Genomic DNA, 17,771 nt, shown 5'->3' on the forward strand with positions numbered 1-17,771 from the left:
TGTGGGCGCCATCATAGCGCCCGATTGAGGTGTCCAGATTTATTAAGCCAGTTCAAGCCGGCTCCTACAGGTTTCGATCTCCACCCGCTGCAGGAACCGCGCGCCTAGCGCATTGGCGCCGTACATTCACCTCGCAACCGCCCCAATACCGTAGGAGCCCGCTTGCGGGCGATCCGTTGTTCGGTGCCGATTTACCTGAATGGCCAGCATCGCTTCGCCCGCAAGCGGGCTCCTACAGGTTTCGATCTCCACCCGTTGCCGGGGCCGCGGGCCTAGCGCATTGGCGCCGTGCGTTCACCTCGCAACTGCCGCAGTACCGTAGGAGCCCGCTTGCGGGCGATCCGTTGTTCGGTGCCGATCTACCTGAATGGCCAGCATCGCTTCGCCCGCAAGCGGGCTCCTACAGGTCGCGATCTCCACCCGTTGCTGGGGCCGCGGGCCTAGCGCATTGGCGCCGTACATTCACCTCGCAACCGCCCCAGTACTGTAGGAGCCCGCTTGCGGGCGATCCGTTGTTAGGTCTCGATCTTCAAGACGCCTGGGTCAAGCCGCTCGTTCGCGGGGTACCAGGGTGACCCAGTAGCGGGTGCGGGCGCGGACTTCCAGGGGCAGGCTGGCGGCGAGCAGGTCGAGGATCTGGTCGGTATCGGCGAGACGGAAGCTGCCGGTGACGCGCAGTGATTCGAGGGCTGGCGACCAACGCAGGATGCCTGGCCGGTAGCGGTCCAGCTCCCGCAGGAAATCACCCAGGGGCTGATCGTTGGCCATCAGCACCCCGTCACGCCAGCCCGGTGCCCCGGTGTCGAAGGCCTGGGTGGACTCGATGCGCCCGCCGCGCAGTCGCACCCGCTGACCAGGCTGCAGGGCGAGCGTGTCGTACCCCGTTGGCCGCAGCTGTGCGGCACCGCGGAACACCGAGAACTCGCAGGCCTGTTCCTGCTGACGCACGCAGATTTCCCCTGCGCCGACCGTTGCCCTGCCCTGGTCGGTGTCGATGATGAAGGGGGATGCGCCGGCAACCCGCAAGGCGATCTCGCCGCGCACCAGAGTCAGTTGCCGCTTGCCGGCATCGAGATTCACCGCGGACGCGGTATTCAGCTCCAGCACGCTGCCATCGGCCAGGGTCAGGCTGCGGCGCTCGCCGGTGCCGGTGGATAGATCGGCCCGCCAGGCATCGATCGGCAGTTCGCGGCTGACCAGCCAGGCCGCCGGAGCCACGGCGGCAAGGCCGAGCATGCCCTTGAGCATGCGCCGACGCCCCTGGTCCGGACGGTTGAGGCTGGCCATGGCCAGTTCGGGTGGCAACCCGTCGAAGCGCGAGCGCAGTGCCTGAATCCGTTGCCAGGCATGCTCGTGGGTCGCGCTGTGATCACGCCAGCGCTGTAGCGCGGCATGGTCCTGCTCACCGGCTTCGCCGGATTCGATCAGCGCCAGCCAGCGTGCAGCGGAGCGCGCGACACGCCGGGTGTCGTCACTGATCTCGCGGTTCAGCACAGCTCGACCAGCAGACAGTGTTCATACGCTTGCACCATGTAGCGCTTGACGCTGCGTTCGGAGACGTCGAGCCGCTCGGCGATGTCGCGGTAGCCCAGCCCTTCGAGCTGGCTGAGCAGAAACGCGCGCCGTACCACCCGTGGCAGCCCGTCGAGCAATTCGTCGAGGGCCTGCAGGGTTTCGAGCACCAGCCAGCGTTGCTCCGGGGACGGTGCGCTGGCCTCGGGCAATTGCATCAGCGCATCGAGATACGCCTGCTCCAGGCTGCGGCGCTTGTGCAGGTTGATCAGCAGACGCTTGCCGATGGTTTTCAGGTAGGCACGCGGTTCCTGCAGGTCGGCGATCGCCTGCGAGCCTGCCAGTACGCGCATGAAGGCATCCTGGCTGAGATCAGCTGCGTCCCAGCCGTTGCCCATGCGCCTGCTCAGCCACTGCTCCAACCAGCTGCGGTGATCACGGTAGAGATCGTGAAAAGCCCGCTCACTTGATACAGCCGAACCGACCATGCCAAACACCCGTTACGAGGACCAATAACGAGATCGATTCTAATTAACAACTGCCGCGAGCGGTAGCCTTGCTTGCCGATTTAACGTCCTCGTGTCGCCTTTTACGCTCCTCGAACGTCTCACCCACCGCACGGCGGAGCAGTTGGCAGCTGGATTGCGCTGCAGGCACCGCAAAACATTTGGCAACGACCGCCCCTGCACTCTATTGTGCTGCGAATTTTTCGACAAAGCGGCCTGCCATGAAGTCTCTCTCCATTCTGTTGTTCAGCGTCATCTGTTCGTCCGCCTGGGCTGCCGACGAAGCCGCGACCGCGCCGGCTCCCTCGACGCCCTGGACACTGCTGGATCAGTTCGAGAAGGCTTATACCCTCAATGACAGCGCCCGCGTGGTGCTGGTGGCACGCAGCATGTCGACCGCGCGCCTGGTCAATGGCGCACTGGAGGAGAAGCCGGAAGGTTTTCTGGAGGCGCGCCACGTGGTCTACGTCGCGGATATCGAGAAGATGCCATCGCTGGCGAAGATGGTGGCGGTACCCGCCATGCGCTCGGCCAAGTACCGCATCATGCTCGATCAGACCGGCAGGGTCGCAGGCCGCTATGAAGGCGACCGGGAAACCGTGCAATGGCTGGAACTCGAAGGCGGCAGCGTGATTCGCGAACAGCGCTTCAGCGATGCGGCCGAACTGCAGAGTGCGCTCGAGGCGCTCCCTCGGTAATCCCGGTTCTCAGGCGAAGAGCATGCCGAGGAAGCGACCTATGTACACGTCCCCCCGATAGGCCTCGTCCAGACAGATCTGGGCGCGTGCCAGGTGCCCATCGAGGCGCTCACGCACTCGCTCCTCCCCATACAGTGCCAGCAGGGTCGATTTGCCGTCGTCCTTGCCCTGATCCTTGGCATTGTTGGGGTTGGCGTCCTGCAGATCATCGTAGAGCTGCACCGCATGGCCGAGTTCGACGGCAAAACGCTGCAGCACGCCGCGCACCGGTTTGGGGGCGTCGCTGATCAGGTAGGCCATGTCCATGATCGCGCTGAACAACACCCCGGTCTTGAGGTTGTTGGTCTCGGCGATCTCTTCTTCGGAGCGGGCATTCTTGCCATCGCGCAGGTCCTGCAACTGGCCCTGCACCAGCCCCTGTGAGCCGACCGTGTTGGCGACGATTTCCACCAGTTGGGTACGCACCAAAGGCCTCAGCCCCTCGATACCCGCCACCACGCCAAAGGCGCGCGCCAGCAAGGCAACGGCGGCGAGGATGGCGATGTCTTCGCCGAACGCCAGGTGCACGGTGGGCCGGCCCCGGCGAATCTGGGCGTCATCCATGCACGGCATGTCATCGAGAATCAGCGAAGCGGCGTGAACCATCTCGATGGCGCAGGCCAGATCCAGCGCCTGGCGCTGATTGGCGCCCAGGCCATTGGCGGCGAGCAGCAGCAACAGTGGCCGCATGCGCTTGCCAGGGGCCAGCGCACCATCACGGACGGCAGCGGCTACCAGGTCCCGTTCATTGCTGACGGCGGGCAGCAGCTCATCGAGCCGGCCCTCGATGGCACCGCGCAGTTGCAGCAGGTGCTCGGTGAATCCGCTGTCGATCGTTGCAGTCGCATAGGCTGTCATCGTTCCCTCTCTTCTTCTGTATTCCCGCAACACTTGGACACGCTTTCAAGTACTGTCAGGGCACGGCAACGCAGGATCCTGACACCGAAATGATCACAACAGAAGCCGGTTTGTAATGTTGGAACGTCTAATACGTGCAGTTGCCTGATAATGTGGCCAATTCAAGCCTAGCGGATGTCGATATTCTATTCGATCATTCCGTTCTGGACAGACCGCGTGCCCCCCGAAATGATTCCTGCGCAATGGAGCCTGCATGAATAATAACGACCTGAGTCGGCGTAAGGATGACCATCTGGATATCGTCCTGGATCGACACAAGGCGACTACCCGTGTCAGCGCCGGCTGGGCGAGCGTGCAGTTCGAACATTGTGCCTTACCGGAGCTCGACCATGGGCAGATCGACCTGCGCAGCTCGCTGCTCGGTATCGCCCTGCAGGCGCCCCTGCTGATCAGCTCCATGACCGGCGGTGCCAACCGCTCCGAAGCCATCAACCGCCACCTCGCCGAAGCGGCCCAGGAGTTGGGCATCGCCATGGGCGTCGGCTCCCAGCGCGTCAGCCTGCAAACCGGCAACGATCAGGGCCTGACCCGCGAGCTGCGCCGCTACGCGCCAGGCATTGCGCTGCTGTCCAATATCGGTGCGGCGCAACTGCTGGAACCGCAGGGCCTCGATCTGGCGCGCCGTGCGGTCGACGCCCTGGAAGCCAACGGCCTGATCATTCACCTCAACCCGCTGCAGGAAGCCGTGCAGCCCGAAGGCGACCGCAACTGGCGCGGCGTGCTGACGCAAATCGCCCGCGTGGCGGCTTCTCTGCCCGTGCCGGTGATCGTCAAGGAAGTCGGCGCCGGTTTGTCGGTTTCGGTAGCCCGCTCTCTGGTCGAGGCTGGCGTACAGGTCATCGACGTGGCGGGCGCCGGCGGCACCAGCTGGGCGGCCGTGGAAGGCGAACGCGCGGCGAACCCGGCGGATCGCGCCGTAGCCATGGCCTTCGCCGGCTGGGGGATTCCCACGGCGACAGCCGTGCAGTCGATACGCGATGCGCTGCCGCAGGTAACACTGATCGCCTCCGGCGGTGTGCAGGATGGCGTGGATGCGGCCAAGGCCATTCGTCTCGGCGCCGATATCGTCGGCCAGGCGGCAGGCGCGCTGGCAGGTGCCACGCTGTCGACCGAGGCGGTGATCGAACACTTCCAGATCGTCATCCGGCAACTGCGTACGGCGTGCTTCTGCACCGGTTCCGCCAACCTGGCGGCGCTGCGCAATGCCCGACTGCTCCCGACCGGCTCACTACGAACGACACAAGCATGACCCACTTCGCCGTCATCGCGCCGCCTTACTACAGCCATTTCCAAGCCCTGCAGGCGCTTTGCGTCGAGCTGATCGAGCGCGGCCACCGGGTGACCTTCTTCCATCAGTCGGACGCCGCCCACTGGCTCAGCGACCCGCGCATCGGCTTCCGTTCGGTGGGTGCCGGCAGTCATCCACCGGGCAGCCTCGAACAGACCCTGCGCCAGGCGGCGCGCCCGGACACGCCCTGGGGCCTGCGGCGAATCATCAAGCAGATGGCGGGCACCACGGCCATGCTCTGCAACGAGCTACCGGGAGCATTCGCCGACAACGGCATCGAGGCCGTGCTCTGCGACCAGATGGAACCGGCTGGCGGGCTGGTTGGCGAAAGCCTGGGCCTGCCGTTCATTTCCGTTGCCTGTGCGCTGCCGGTCAATCGCGAGCCAGGGCTGCCACTGCCGGTGATGCCGTTCGCCTATGCCAGCGACGAGCGCAGCCAGCACATGTACCGTGGCAGCAGCCAGGTTTACGACTGGCTGATGAAGCCGCTGGGTAAGGTGATCAGCAATGCTGCTCTGCGCCTGGCCATCGCGCCGCGCACTGCGCTGCACGAGTGCCTGTCGCCCGTGGCGCAGATTAGCCAGACCCTGGCCGGTTTCGATTTTCCACGCAGCCTATTGCCAACGCACTTCCATGCCGTCGGCCCGCTACGCAGCCCGGCTACACCACAGCAAGGCGAGTGGCCCATCGACAAGAAACGACCGTTCTTTTTCGCCAGCCTCGGTACCTTGCAAGGTGACCGACTCGGGCTGTTCGAGCGGATCGCCAAGGCCTGCCGTCGCATAGATGCTCAGTTACTGATCGCCCATTGCGGAAAGCTTAATGCTGCCCAAGAGCAGCAACTGATCAAGCATGGCGCCACCTGGGTCACCGATTTCGCGCCACAGCAATGGGCGCTGGAGCAGGCTGACGCGGTGATCACCCACGGTGGCCTGAATACCGTGATGGATGCGATCGCCGCGCGCACGCCGATGCTGGTGATGCCGATCGCCTTCGATCAGCCGGGCGTAGCCGCGCGCGTGGCCTATCGCGGCGTGGGCAGCCAGTTGAGCCGCCGCGCCAGCGTCTCGCGCATCGAAGCTGCATTGCGCGCCTTGCTCGCGCAGCCCTTGCCGGGTTTCGACCCCTTGATCGCCGAACTGCAGCAGGCCGGCGGCGTTCCCAGGGCGGCCGATATCGTCGAGGCGGCGCTGCTGCAATCGACCTCCGTACGGGCTGCCGACCTATGAACCATGACCTGATCCTGGCTGGCGGCGGCCTCGCCAATGGTTTGATCGCCTGGCGCCTTCGCCAGCAGCGACCGGATCTCAAGGTGCTGTGCATCGAAGAACAGCCGTGCCTGGGCGGCAACCACACCTGGTCGTTCCACGATGGCGACCTGAGCGAGACTCAGCACCGCTGGCTGGAGCCTCTGGTGGTGAAACGCTGGCCGAGCTATCAGGTGCACTTCCCCTATCTGTCACGGGCGATGAACAGCGGTTATGCGAGCATCACCGGCGAGCGTTTCGCCGAGGTCATCACCCCAGCGCTGGGTTCGTCCCTGCGCCTGGGTAGCACCATCGCCGAGATCAGCCCTACCCAGGTGACGCTGGAAAACGGCGAGCGGCTCGTCGCCCGGGCGGTGATCGATGGCCGTGGTGCCCGACCGAGCGGCAATCTGGTACTCGGTCAGCAGGCCTTCGTCGGGCAGTTGCTGCGCCTGGAGCAGCCCCATGGGCTGACAGCACCGATCATCATGGATGCGCGGGTACCCCAGGGCGATGGCTATCGTTTCGTCTACGTACTGCCGTTCTCGGCGGACACGCTGCTGATCGAAGACACCCATTACGTCGACAATCACCGTGCCTCCACCGAGCAGTTGCGCGAACACATCGCGGCCTACGCCCGCCAGCATGGCTGGCAGATCGCCGAGTGCCTGCGCGAGGAACAGGGCATCCTGCCGATCACCCTGGCCGGCGACTTCGACGCGTTCTGGAACGAGGCGGCAGGCCAGCCGCTGTCCGGGCTGCGCGCCGGGCTGTTCCATTGCACCACCGGCTATTCCCTGCCCCACGCCGTCCGCTTGGCCGAGTGGCTGAGCAGCTATCAGTTGCGTGACGCCGCCACCCTGGCCCACGACCTGCGCGCCCATGCGCGAGGCGAATGGCGCAATCAGGGCTTCTACCGGCTGCTCAACCGCATGTTGTTCCTGGCCGGGCGCCCCCAGGATCGCTGGCAGGTGATGCAGCGCTTCTACGGACTGCCGGCAGGGCTGATCGAGCGTTTCTACGCCGGCAGCAACCCCTGGTACGACCGTGCACGAATTCTTGTCGGCAAGCCGCCGGTGCCCGTTGATCAAGCCATGCGGGCGGCCGTGCGCCATTCCCCGCGGCATTTCGAGACTCGTTCATGACCCAAGCGAAAACAGCCATCGTCATCGGCGCCGGTTTTGGCGGGCTGGCCCTGGCCATTCGCCTGCAGAGCGCAGGCATCCATACCACACTGCTGGAAAAACGCGACCAGCCGGGCGGCCGCGCCTACGTCTATCGCGACCAGGGCTTCACCTTCGACGCCGGCCCAACGGTGATCACCGACCCGAGCGCCATCGAGGAGCTGTTCGCGCTCAGTGGCAGAAACATTGCCGACTACGTCGAGTTGCTCCCGGTCAAACCCTTCTACCGCCTGTGCTGGGAGGACGGCACGCAGTTCGACTACGCCAATGACCAGGCCGAGCTGGATCGTCAGATCCAGGCCCTCAACCCTGCCGACGTGGAGGGTTACCAGCGTTTCCTGGCCTACTCCCGTGCGGTGTTCAAGGAGGGTTACCTGAAGCTCGGCGCGGTGCCCTTCCTGTCGTTTCGCGACATGCTGCAAGTCGGCCCGCAACTGGCGCGGCTGCAGGCCTGGCGCAGCGTCTACTCGATGGTCTCGAAATTCGTCGAACACGACAAACTGCGTCAGGCCTTCTCGTTTCATTCCCTGCTGGTGGGCGGCAACCCCTTCGCCACCTCGTCGATCTATACCCTGATCCACGCCCTGGAGCGTGAATGGGGCGTATGGTTTCCCAAGGGCGGCACCGGCGCGCTGGTACAGGGCATGGTCAGGCTGTTCGAAGACCTCGGCGGCACCTTGGAATTGAATGCCGACGTGGCCGCCATTGACACCGAGAACAATCGCGCCACCGCCGTGCGTCTGCAGGACGGTCGCCAGTTCGCCGCCGACAGCGTGGCCTCCAATGCCGATGTGGTGCATACCTACGCCAAGCTGCTGGCCAGCCATCCACGTGGCCGCCAGGAAGGCCGTCGCCTGAAAGGCAAACGCTTCAGCAACTCGCTGTTCGTGATCCACTTTGGCCTCAAGCGCCCACAGCCGCAGTTGCAGCACCATACGGTGTGCTTCGGGCCGCGCTACCGCGAGCTGATCGAGGAAATCTTCACCGGCCAGACCCTGGCCGAGGATTTCTCCCTGTACCTGCACGCCCCCTGCGTGACCGACCCCAGCCTGGCGCCAGAGGGTTGCTCCAGTCATTACGTGCTGTCGCCGGTACCGCACCTGGGCAATGCGCCGATCGACTGGGACGTCGAGGGCCCGCGCTACCGTGATCGCATCCTCGCCTACCTCGAGGAACACTACATCCCGGGGCTGCGCGAGGACCTGGTGACCTGCCGGATCTTCACGCCCAATGATTTTCGCGATGAGCTGTATGCCTATCAGGGCTCGGCGTTCTCCCTGGAGCCGGTGCTGCAGCAGAGCGCCTGGTTCCGCCCGCACAACCGCGACGCGCAGTTGGAAAACGTCTATCTGGTCGGTGCGGGGACCCACCCGGGCGCCGGTGTTCCCGGCGTGATCGGCTCGGCCAAGGCCACTGCCGGCCTGATGATCGAGGACCTGCAGCCATGAACGCCGCGGCCCCGGACGATCAGGCGCTGATCGAGCACGCCAACCAGAGTATCGCCGTGGGTTCGAAGAGCTTCGCGGCAGCCTCGAAGCTGTTCGACGAACCGACCCGACGCAGCGCGGTGATGCTCTACGCCTGGTGCCGCCACTGCGACGACGTGATCGACGGTCAGGAAGCCGGCCACGACGCGGTGCCCATCAGCCGCCAGGAAGCCGAGCAGCGCCTCGCGCATCTCAAGGCCCAGACCCGCGCGGTGTATGCCGGCACGCAACTGGACGACCCCGCCTTCGCCGCCTTTCGCCAGGTGGTGCGCGCTCACGACATTCCCGAGCAGCATGCCCAGGAGCACCTGGCAGGTTTCGAAATGGATGTGCTGGAGCGCCGCTACCGGAGCATCGACGACACGTTGCAATACTGCTACCACGTAGCCGGGGTGGTGGGGCTGATGATGGCGCGGGTCATGGGCACCCGAGATGAACCGACCCTGGATCGCGCCTGCGACCTCGGCCTGGCATTTCAGCTGACAAATATCGCCCGGGATATCGTCGATGACGCTGCCGTGGGTCGCTGCTACCTGCCTGAAGAGTGGCTGGAGGAACTGGGCGTGCCGCGTGATCAGGTCGCCGACATTCATCACCGCCCCGCCGTCGCCGTGCTCGGCCAACGCTTGGTGGAGCTGGCCGAGCCCTACTACGCCAGCGCCCAGGCCGGCCTCAGCGCCCTGCCCTGGCGCTCGGCCTGGGCGGTGGCAACGGCGGCGGCGGTCTATCGGCAGATCGGCATGAGGGTGCTGGACGCTGGCGATCACGCCTGGGACGCGCGCATCTCCACCTCCAAGGCGGAGAAGATCGGCGCCGTGCTGACCGGTTTGTGGCGGGCGCTTACGAGTCGCTTCGCGCGCTGGCCGGCTCGCCCCGGGAACCTGTGGCAACGTCCGCATCCGTCTTGCGCAGCGGCCCGTCATGCATCGCCCGCAACTGAGCCTTCAGACGCGCCGTAGAAGGCGCGTAGAGAAAACCGAAGGACACGCAGCGCTCTTTGCCATCTACGGCGTGGTGCATCAGGTGTGCCTGGTAAAGGCGCTTGAGGTAGCCGCTGCGCGGCACGAAGCGAAATGGCCAGCGGTGATGCACCAGACCGTCATGGACAACGAAATACAGCAGGCCGTAGGCGGTCATGCCCGCGCCAATCCACTCCAGCGGGTGCATGCCTTGGGTACCGAGAGCGATCAGCACGATGGCCAGCCCGGCGAATACCGCCGCGTACAGATCGTTCTTCTCGAACCAGCCTTCGCGCGGCTCGTGATGCGAACGATGCCAGCCCCACCCCCAGCCGTGCATCACGTACTTGTGGGCGTAATAGGCCACACCTTCCATGGCGGTCAGCGTGACGAAAAAAACCAGGGCGTTGATGATCATCGTGGGGCGGACCCTTGCGAACGGCTGGAGCCCATCTGAAGGCGGTTGAGGCTGGCTGGCGACACGCGGTAATCCTTCAGGCGGTGGTGATTGATCGGATGATGCACGGCGTCTCTGCTATCGACACTCGACAGCGCCCGGCGATCCATCGGCGTGCGGAGCACGCGCTCCGTATCGGCAACTGGCGCCCATCCTACCGTGGTTGAGCGCATTGGCACAGAAAGCCAAAGGGTAAAATTCTCCAGTGGCTCAGGCAGGCGCTCAAGGTTGCTCGGCAACGACCGTGAAATCGCGCACGAAGCCGGGCTCCAGGCGCCGAGCACCGGAACCTAGCTGGCCAGTTCCGTCACTGGCATCTTGGCTGCGCTCGCCCGATAGCCCTGGGGATTACTCTTCTGCCAGCGCCATGAGTCAGCGAGCATGGCATGCAGGCCCCGCGCGGCGCTCCATTGCAGCTCGCTCCTGGCCTTGCTGGGGTCGGCCCAGCACTGGGCGATATCGCCAGGGCGGCGGGCGACGATGCGAAAGGGCAACGCACGGCCGATGATCGCTTCGAAGGCGCGGACCATTTGCAGCACCGAGTAGCCTTGCCCCGTACCCAGGTTCCAGACCGTCGCGCCACGGCTGTGCGCGAGCCGCTGGAGGGCCAGCAGGTGGCCCTCGACCAGGTCCATCACGTGAATGTAGTCGCGCACCCCGGTACCGTCACTGGTGGGATAATCATCACCGTAAATGCTCAGCTGCGGCTGTCTCCTGACCGCCACCTGCAGCATGTAGGGCAGCAGGTTGTTGGGGATGCCGTTGGGATCCTCGCCGATCAGCCCGGACTCATGGGCGCCGATGGGATTGAAGTAACGCAACAGTGCAATCGACCAGCGCGGATCGGAATGGGCGAGCGCCTTGAGGACGTTTTCCGCCATCAGCTTCGACTGCCCATAGGGGTTGGTCGGAATGCCGGTGGGGCAGTCCTCCTGTATCGGCATGCTGACCGACTCGCCATACACGGTGGCCGAGGAGCTGAACACCAGTCGGAAGATGCCCGCGTCGGCCATCGACTGACACAGGGTGATGCTGCCTGCCACGTTGGTTTCGTAGTAGCGCAGCGGATCGCGAACGCTTTCGCCAACGGCCTTCAGACCGGCGAAATGCATGACCGCGGTGGTCGGCCAGCGTCGGAACAGATCGTCGAGCAGGCCACGATTGCGGATGTCACCCTTGATGAAATGCGGCTTGCGCCCGGCGATGAGCGCCACGCGCTCCAGCGACGTTCGCGAGCTGTTGCACAGATTATCCAGTACCACGACCTCATGCCCGGCCTGCAGCAGCGTCAGCACTGCATGGGAGCCTATGTAACCGGCACCTCCTGTGACCAATATCATGGTTGTCTCCTATGGGATCAGGTCGCTCGGTTGAAACCGCCCATGGATGTGCACTACGACACGGGTCGCCTGCATGGCAGGAAGAAGATCGACTACACAGGGTCCGACGAGGGCCGCTTCGTACTAGTTCAGGTCAAGGGATGAACGCGTGATTCGCTGACCTTTCAGCCGATCTGTTGAACTGCCCGGAGCCACCCACCGTCCACCCCTCGCACTCGTCCGGTTAAGCGAAACGGCCGTGCCAGAGCCCCGGCGCTTCGCTTGTGGGGCTACTCGAGGAGGCACGAACATGAGCTGGGCAGGATCCTTTCAAGGGCAGATCGGCACGTCGCAAAGGCCGTCGAACGAGGCCGAAGCCGCTGTCATCTTCGACCCCGCCATCCCCACGTTGCTGTGTCTTTCGCACCTGCGCTGGAGCTTCGTCTATCAGCGCCCGCAACACCTGATGTCGCGCTTCGTGCGTGACTACAACGTACTGTTCTTCGAGGAGCCGATCGGCAGCGACGAAGCCCTGCCCTGGCTGGAAGTGCGCCCCGATGAACGAGGCGTCCAGGTGCTGGTACCGCGCCTGCCACATGGCCTGGATACCCAGGCGAGCAATACCGCCATCCGCGCTCTGCTGGACATCTACCTGGCCAGGCTGGAGGTCGATGACCTGCTGCTCTGGTACTACACGCCCATGAGCCTGGCGTTCTCGGCCCATCTGCAACCGAGGGTGACCATCTATGACTGCATGGACGAGCTCTCGGCCTTCCAGGGCGCCCCGCCGGAACTGGTCGAGCGCGAGCGCGATCTGCTGGCCCGTGCCGATCTGGTGTTCACCGGCGGCCACAGCATCTGGGAGGCCAAGCGCACGCTGCACGCCAACGCACACGCCTTTGCCAGCAGCGTGGATATCGCTCATTTCGCGGCTGCACGCCAGGCCCAGAGCGATCCGCCGGATCAAGCCGAAATCGACCGCCCGCGCCTGGGTTTCTATGGCGTGATCGACGAACGTTTCGATATCGAGCTGCTACGCACCGTGGCGACGATGCGCCCCGACTGGCAACTGGTGATGATCGGCCCCGTGGTCAAGATCGACCCGGCCAGCCTGCCCGAGCAGGCGAACATTCATTACCTCGGCAGCAAGACCTACGATGAGCTGCCCCGCTACCTGGCAGGCTGGGATGTGGCGCTGATGCCCTTTGCCATGAACCCGTCGACACGCTTCATCAGCCCCACCAAAACCCCGGAATACCTGGCCGCAGGCCGCCCGGTGGTGTCCACGCCGATCAACGATGTGGTGCGCAGCTACGGCGATTGCGGCCTGGTGCTGATCGCCGGTACCGCAGAGGAATTCGTCGCTGCCTGTGAACAGGCACTCGCCCTTGCCGCCGACCACGATGCCATGTTCAGCGCCGCTGACCGCGTGCTTGCAGGTATGTCTTGGGATCGTACCCAGGCCGACATGAAGGAGATGATCGAATGCATCCGCTGAATCCCGGAAACGCCACGTCGCGCAACGACCATCAACATGATGAAGACAGCCCGCCGGCGTTCGATTACCTGATCGTCGGCGCCGGTTTCGCCGGCAGCGTGCTCGCCGAGCGTCTGGCGGCCGGCCTGGGCAAGCGCGTACTGGTGGTCGACCGGCGCTCGCACATCGCTGGCAACGCCTATGACCATTACGACGAAGCCGGCGTGCTGGTGCATCGCTATGGTCCGCACATATTCCACACCAATGCCCAGCGCATCGTCGAATATCTGTCGCGCTTCACTGAATGGCGCCCCTACGAGCACCGCGTGCTGGCGGTGGTCGATGGCCAGCAGGTGCCGGTGCCGATCAACCGCACCACGCTCAATGCCCTGTATGGCTTGAACCTGCAAAGCGACGAAGACGCCGCCGCTTATCTGGCCAGTCGTGCCGAGCCGGTAGCCGCCATCCACACCAGCGAAGACGTGGTGGTCAACCAGATCGGCCGCGAGCTGTACGAGAAATTCTTCCGCGGCTACACCCGCAAGCAGTGGGGCCTGGACCCATCGCGCTTGGACAAGATGGTCACCGCACGGGTGCCGACGCGAACCAATACCGATGACCGCTACTTCACCGACACTTTCCAGCAGATGCCGCTGCACGGGTACACGCGCATGTTCGAGCGCATACTCGATCACCCGAACATCAGCGTCAGGCTGAACACCGACTACCGGCAGATTCGAGACGAGGTCGAGCACGGGCACCTGATCTACTGCGGCCCCGTCGACGAATACTTCGACCACTGCTTTGGCAGGCTGCCCTATCGCTCGCTGAAGTTCGAGCACCACACCCTCGACCAGCAACGCTTCCAGTCGGTGGCGACGGTCAACTACCCGGACGAGGCGGTGCCGCACACACGCATCAGCGAATACAAGCACCTCACCGGCCAGCAGCACGCCGCAACCAGCATCACCTACGAATACCCATCGGCCGAAGGCGACCCCTATTACCCGATCCCGCGCCCGGAAAATGCCGAACTGTACAAGCGCTACGAGCAGCTGGCGGGCGAAACGCCTGGGGTCACCTTCCTCGGCAGGCTCGGCACCTACAAGTACTACAACATGGACCAGGTCGTCGGTCAGGCGCTGGCGCTCTACAAGCGTATCGAGCAAGCCGGTGGCGAGGTTGCAGAGCATGAAAGCGCCGAGCACGGCGAAAGCCTTGCCACATAGGACCCGCGATGCACCTCCCTTCCCTGTTCGACAGTTTCTTTCTCGGCGGCTACGAGTGCTCGACCCATCGCCGTGACGATGGCAGACGGCTCGATCTGATCGACGGCACGCGACACGCGCAATGGGCGGCGAACGACTATGCCGCATTGCGGCGGCACGGCATCCGCTCGGCTCGTGACGGCTTGCGCTGGCACCTGATCGAGCCCACGCCACGGCATTACGACTGGTCGAGCTTCGTGCCGCAGCTGAGGGCAGCCGAGCAGGCTGGCGTGCAGGTGATCTGGGACCTGTGCCACTACGGCTGGCCAGACCATATCGATATCTGGCGGCCGGAATTCGTCGAACGCTTCGCCCGTTTCGCCGAAGCCACCGCCCGCCTGGTTCGTGAAGAAAGCGATCGGGTGCCCTTCTACTCGCCGATCAACGAGATGTCCTTCCTGGCCTGGGCCGGTGGCGATGTCGCTTACCTAGCGCCACTGGGCAGAGGCCGTGGCGACGAACTCAAGCATCAACTGGTGCGGGCCAGTATCGCCGCCATTGAGGCGATACGCGGGGTCGACCGTCGCGCGCGTTTCGTTCAGGTGGACCCGGTGATCCACGTGGTGCCACGGGGCAATCGCCCGGATGCCCAGGCCGAGGCCGAGCGCTACCGACTTGCCCAGTTCCAGGCCTGGGACATGCTCGCCGGGCTGCAATGGCCGGGGCTTGGTGGCCGCCCGGAGTATCTGGACATCGTCGGCGTCAACTACTACCCGAACAACCAGTGGTTCTCCGGTGGCGGCACGCTGTGGCGCGGTGAGCCAGGTTACCGGCCGTTCAGCGGCATCCTCGCCGAGGTCTACCAGCGTTATCGACGGCCCGTGCTGGTGGCGGAAACCGGCGCCGAGGGTGACCTGCGCGGCGAGTGGCTGCGCTATATCGGCGAACAGGTGCGCCTGGCCCTGCAGCGCGGACTGCCCCTGGAAGGCATCTGCCTGTACCCGGTGCTCGACTACCCCGGCTGGACGGATGACAGGCATTGCCCGGCAGGCCTGTTCGGCTACCCCGACGAACACGGCGCGCGGCCGGTGTGCGAGGCGCTGGCCGAAGAGCTGCGGCGTCAGCAGTTCCATGTCGATACCCTCGCCGCCCAACGGGTGGCGCGCACTTGAGCCGCTCGGCAGCGCGAGAACTGCCCGGCAGACCGGTGGCCTTCCTTGCCCATTACGTGCGCCGTCGCCCCTGGCATTTCGGTGGCATGTTCCTGCTGATTCTCGGCGCCAGCGCCTGTGCAGTGGCCGTGCAGTACGGCATGAAGCTACTGGTCGATGCCATGGCCACCGACGACCGGCAGCACGCCGAGGTGTGGTTTCCGCTGGGATTGTTCATCGGCCTGATCGTGGTCGAGAACGTCTTCTGGCGGCTCGGTGGCTGGCTGGGTTGCCACACGGTGGTGGCCAGTTGCGTGGACTTGCGTGTCGACCTGTTCCGCCACCTCACCGGTCACCCCATGGGCTACTTCGCCCGGCACTTCGCCGGCGCCCTCGGCAACCGCATTTCCGCTACCGGTCAGGCGGCAGGCTCGATCTATGGTGGCCTGGCCTGGAAGATCATGCCGCCGTGCGTGGATTTCGTCGGTGCCGTGCTGGTGCTGTTCACCGTGCACACGCGCATGGCTCTGGCGCTGATCGTGTTCGTGATGATCGTGGCCGCGCTGATTACCGCCTTCGGCATCCGCGGGCGCAGCAAGCACCAGCGCTTCGCGGCACAGGCGGCGCGGGTCGGCGGCGAGCTGGTGGATGTGGTGTCCAATGTCTGGACCATCAAGGCGTTTTCCGCGCGCGACCGCGAGAGCCGCCGCCTGGCCGAGGAGATCGGTCTGGAAGCCCACGCGCAGCGGCGCAGCTGGATGTACCTGGAAAAGGCACGGGTGATCCACGACATCTGCCTGTCGTTGATGGCGGGCGGCATGCTGGTCTGGGCCATCCAGCTATGGATAGCCGGTACCGTGACCGCTGGCGACGTGGTGATGGTCAGCGCCCTGACCTTCCGCATCCTGCACGGCTCCCGCGACCTGGCCCTGGCGCTGGTCGACACCACCCAGCAACTCGGCGCCATCGAAGACACCCTGCGGATCATCGTGCAGCCCCATGAGCTGGACGATCCGGAAACCCAGCTGGCGCTGTCGCGCGGCGATATCGAGTTTCGCCATGTGGCGTTCGCCTACCCGGATGGCCGGCGCGTGTTCGAGGATTTTCAGTTGCATATCCCGGTCGGCCAGAAGGTCGGTATCGTCGGGCCTTCCGGCGCAGGAAAATCCACCCTGCTCAGCCTGATTCAGCGCCTCGACGACGTGCAGGCCGGCAGCGTGATGATCGACGGCCAGGACATCAGCGAGGTCAGCCAGGACAGCCTGCGCGCACGCATGGCCGTGGTGCCTCAGGAGACCGCGCTGTTCAACCGCAGCATTCGCGAGAACATCCGTTATGGCCGACCGGACGCCAGCGACGACGAGGTCACGGCGGCCGCTCATCATGCGTTCTGCGACACCTTCATCCGCGAGCTGCCGCAAGGCTACGACACCCAGGTGGGCGAGCGTGGGGTAATGCTTTCCGGTGGTCAGCGGCAGCGTCTCGGCATCGCCCGGGCATTTCTCAAGGACGCGCCGATTCTGATCCTCGATGAAGCCACCTCGGCTCTGGACACGCACTCCGAAGCGGAAATCCAGGCAGCTCTGGCCAACCTGATGCAGGGCCGCACGGTGCTGGCTGTGGCGCACCGGCTGTCGACGCTGGCCAGTTTCGACCGCGTGGTGGTGCTCGAAAAGGGTCGCATCGTCGAAGACGGACCGCCTGAGCAGTTGCGCCAACAGGGCGGCAGCTTCGAACGCTTATGGCGTCTTCAGGCAGCCGGGTTCGACGCGACCTGACAGTCGCCTGCGCAACGTGCCCCCTGTCGGAGCAAGTGCGTTACCCGCCACCACCGTAGGAGCGTCGACCTCGCCGCGAAGCGATAGTGGCTGCACCGGGATGTCGGCATTGCATCGCGATTCGCCCGCAAGCGGGCTCCTACAGGTGAATGCAGGCGCCTGGGTAAGTGCATTACCCGCCACCACCGTAGGAGCGTCGCCCCCGGCGCGAAGCGATAGTGACTACACCGGGATGTCGGCATTGCCTCGCGATTCGCCCGCAAGCGGGCTCCTACAGGTGATTGCACACGCCTGGGTAAGTGCATTACCCGCCACCACCGTAGGAGCGCCGACCTCGGCGCGAAACGATAGTGGCTGCACCGGAATGTCGGCATTGCCTCGCGATTCGCCCGCAAGCGGGCTCCTACAGGTGATTGCACACGCCTGGGTAAGTGCATTACCCGCCACCACCGTAGGAGCGTCGCCCCCGGCGCGAAACGATGGTGGCCGCACCGGGATGTCGGCATTGCCTCGCGATTCGCCCGCAAGCGGGCTCCTACAGGT

At 64.8% G+C, this 17,771-nt stretch carries 15 protein-coding genes; 10 read left to right on the top strand and 5 right to left on the bottom strand.

The annotated features are described in order from the left end of the window. Positions 1–543: 543 nt before the first annotated feature. Both QRN22_RS21120 and QRN22_RS21125 read right to left on the bottom strand, forming a co-directional pair. Entirely contained in the window at positions 544–1,494 is a 951-nt protein-coding gene (locus QRN22_RS21120; RefSeq protein WP_156152823.1) for a FecR domain-containing protein, read from the bottom strand. Continuing rightward, positions 1,488–2,000, bottom strand: coding sequence for a sigma-70 family RNA polymerase sigma factor (locus QRN22_RS21125; RefSeq protein ID WP_042556735.1), 513 nt, complete (start codon positions 1,998–2,000; stop codon positions 1,488–1,490). Before QRN22_RS21125 ends, QRN22_RS21120 begins: the two co-directional genes overlap by 7 nt. Before the next feature lie 239 nt (positions 2,001–2,239). Here QRN22_RS21125 and QRN22_RS21130 point away from each other — a divergent pair, with 239 nt between their 5' ends. Then, a complete protein-coding gene (locus QRN22_RS21130; RefSeq protein WP_052493877.1) occupies positions 2,240–2,716 on the top strand; it encodes a hypothetical protein in 477 nt (158 codons plus the stop codon). 9 nt (positions 2,717–2,725) lie between these two features. On the opposite strand, the gene QRN22_RS21135 is transcribed toward QRN22_RS21130, so the two are convergent. After that, positions 2,726–3,613, bottom strand: coding sequence for a polyprenyl synthetase family protein (locus QRN22_RS21135; protein WP_042556734.1), 888 nt, complete (start codon positions 3,611–3,613; stop codon positions 2,726–2,728). 253 nt (positions 3,614–3,866) lie between these two features. Here QRN22_RS21135 and fni point away from each other — a divergent pair, with 253 nt between their 5' ends. Genes fni through crtB form a run of 5 tightly spaced genes read left to right on the top strand, consistent with a single transcriptional unit; the run spans position 3,867 to position 9,838 of the window. Further along, positions 3,867–4,922, top strand: coding sequence for a type 2 isopentenyl-diphosphate Delta-isomerase (gene fni, locus QRN22_RS21140; RefSeq protein WP_042556733.1), 1,056 nt, complete (start codon positions 3,867–3,869; stop codon positions 4,920–4,922). Next, entirely contained in the window at positions 4,919–6,190 is a 1,272-nt protein-coding gene (locus tag QRN22_RS21145) for a glycosyltransferase (protein WP_042556732.1), read from the top strand. Before fni ends, QRN22_RS21145 begins: the two co-directional genes overlap by 4 nt. Next, positions 6,187–7,353 carry a lycopene beta-cyclase CrtY gene (gene crtY / locus QRN22_RS21150; RefSeq protein WP_042556731.1) on the top strand — a complete coding sequence of 389 codons (1,167 nt, stop codon included), beginning with the start codon at positions 6,187–6,189 and terminating at the stop codon, positions 7,351–7,353. Before QRN22_RS21145 ends, crtY begins: the two co-directional genes overlap by 4 nt. Next, entirely contained in the window at positions 7,350–8,840 is a 1,491-nt protein-coding gene (locus QRN22_RS21155; RefSeq protein WP_042556730.1) for a phytoene desaturase, read from the top strand. The genes crtY and QRN22_RS21155 overlap by 4 nt, the downstream gene beginning before the upstream one ends. After that, positions 8,837–9,838 (top strand): 15-cis-phytoene synthase CrtB, encoded by a 1,002-nt coding sequence (gene crtB, locus QRN22_RS21160; RefSeq protein ID WP_042556729.1) that lies wholly within the window; start codon positions 8,837–8,839, stop codon positions 9,836–9,838. The genes QRN22_RS21155 and crtB overlap by 4 nt, the downstream gene beginning before the upstream one ends. On the opposite strand, the gene QRN22_RS21165 is transcribed toward crtB, so the two are convergent. After that, the gene (locus QRN22_RS21165; RefSeq protein ID WP_082045930.1) at positions 9,720–10,256 is read right to left on the bottom strand and encodes a sterol desaturase family protein; all 537 of its coding nucleotides are present in this window, start codon (positions 10,254–10,256) and stop codon (positions 9,720–9,722) included. The two genes, crtB and QRN22_RS21165, sit on opposite strands and share 119 nt — an antisense overlap. A gap of 329 nt (positions 10,257–10,585) precedes the next feature. Then, positions 10,586–11,635 (bottom strand): UDP-glucose 4-epimerase GalE, encoded by a 1,050-nt coding sequence (galE, locus tag QRN22_RS21170; RefSeq protein WP_042556728.1) that lies wholly within the window; start codon positions 11,633–11,635, stop codon positions 10,586–10,588. Between the two features lie 289 nt (positions 11,636–11,924). Between galE and QRN22_RS21175 the strand changes: the two genes are divergently transcribed. The 4 genes from QRN22_RS21175 to QRN22_RS21190 are packed head-to-tail and all read left to right on the top strand — an operon-like array spanning position 11,925 to position 17,228. Further along, positions 11,925–13,112: a glycosyltransferase family 1 protein gene (locus tag QRN22_RS21175; protein WP_042556727.1), complete on the top strand. Its 1,188-nt coding sequence runs from the start codon at positions 11,925–11,927 to the stop codon at positions 13,110–13,112. Beyond that, entirely contained in the window at positions 13,100–14,320 is a 1,221-nt protein-coding gene (gene glf, locus QRN22_RS21180) for a UDP-galactopyranose mutase (protein ID WP_042556726.1), read from the top strand. The genes QRN22_RS21175 and glf overlap by 13 nt, the downstream gene beginning before the upstream one ends. An 8-nt stretch (positions 14,321–14,328) precedes the next feature. Further along, positions 14,329–15,471: a glycoside hydrolase family 1 protein gene (locus tag QRN22_RS21185; protein ID WP_042556725.1), complete on the top strand. Its 1,143-nt coding sequence runs from the start codon at positions 14,329–14,331 to the stop codon at positions 15,469–15,471. Continuing rightward, positions 15,468–17,228, top strand: a complete 1,761-nt coding sequence (locus QRN22_RS21190; RefSeq protein ID WP_042556724.1) for an ABC transporter ATP-binding protein — start codon at positions 15,468–15,470, stop codon at positions 17,226–17,228. The genes QRN22_RS21185 and QRN22_RS21190 overlap by 4 nt, the downstream gene beginning before the upstream one ends. The last annotated feature ends 543 nt before the right edge of the window (positions 17,229–17,771 follow it).

This window comes from Pseudomonas sp. MEJ086, from assembly GCF_030209025.1.
GTDB lineage: Bacteria > Pseudomonadota > Gammaproteobacteria > Pseudomonadales > Pseudomonadaceae > Aquipseudomonas > Aquipseudomonas fulva_A.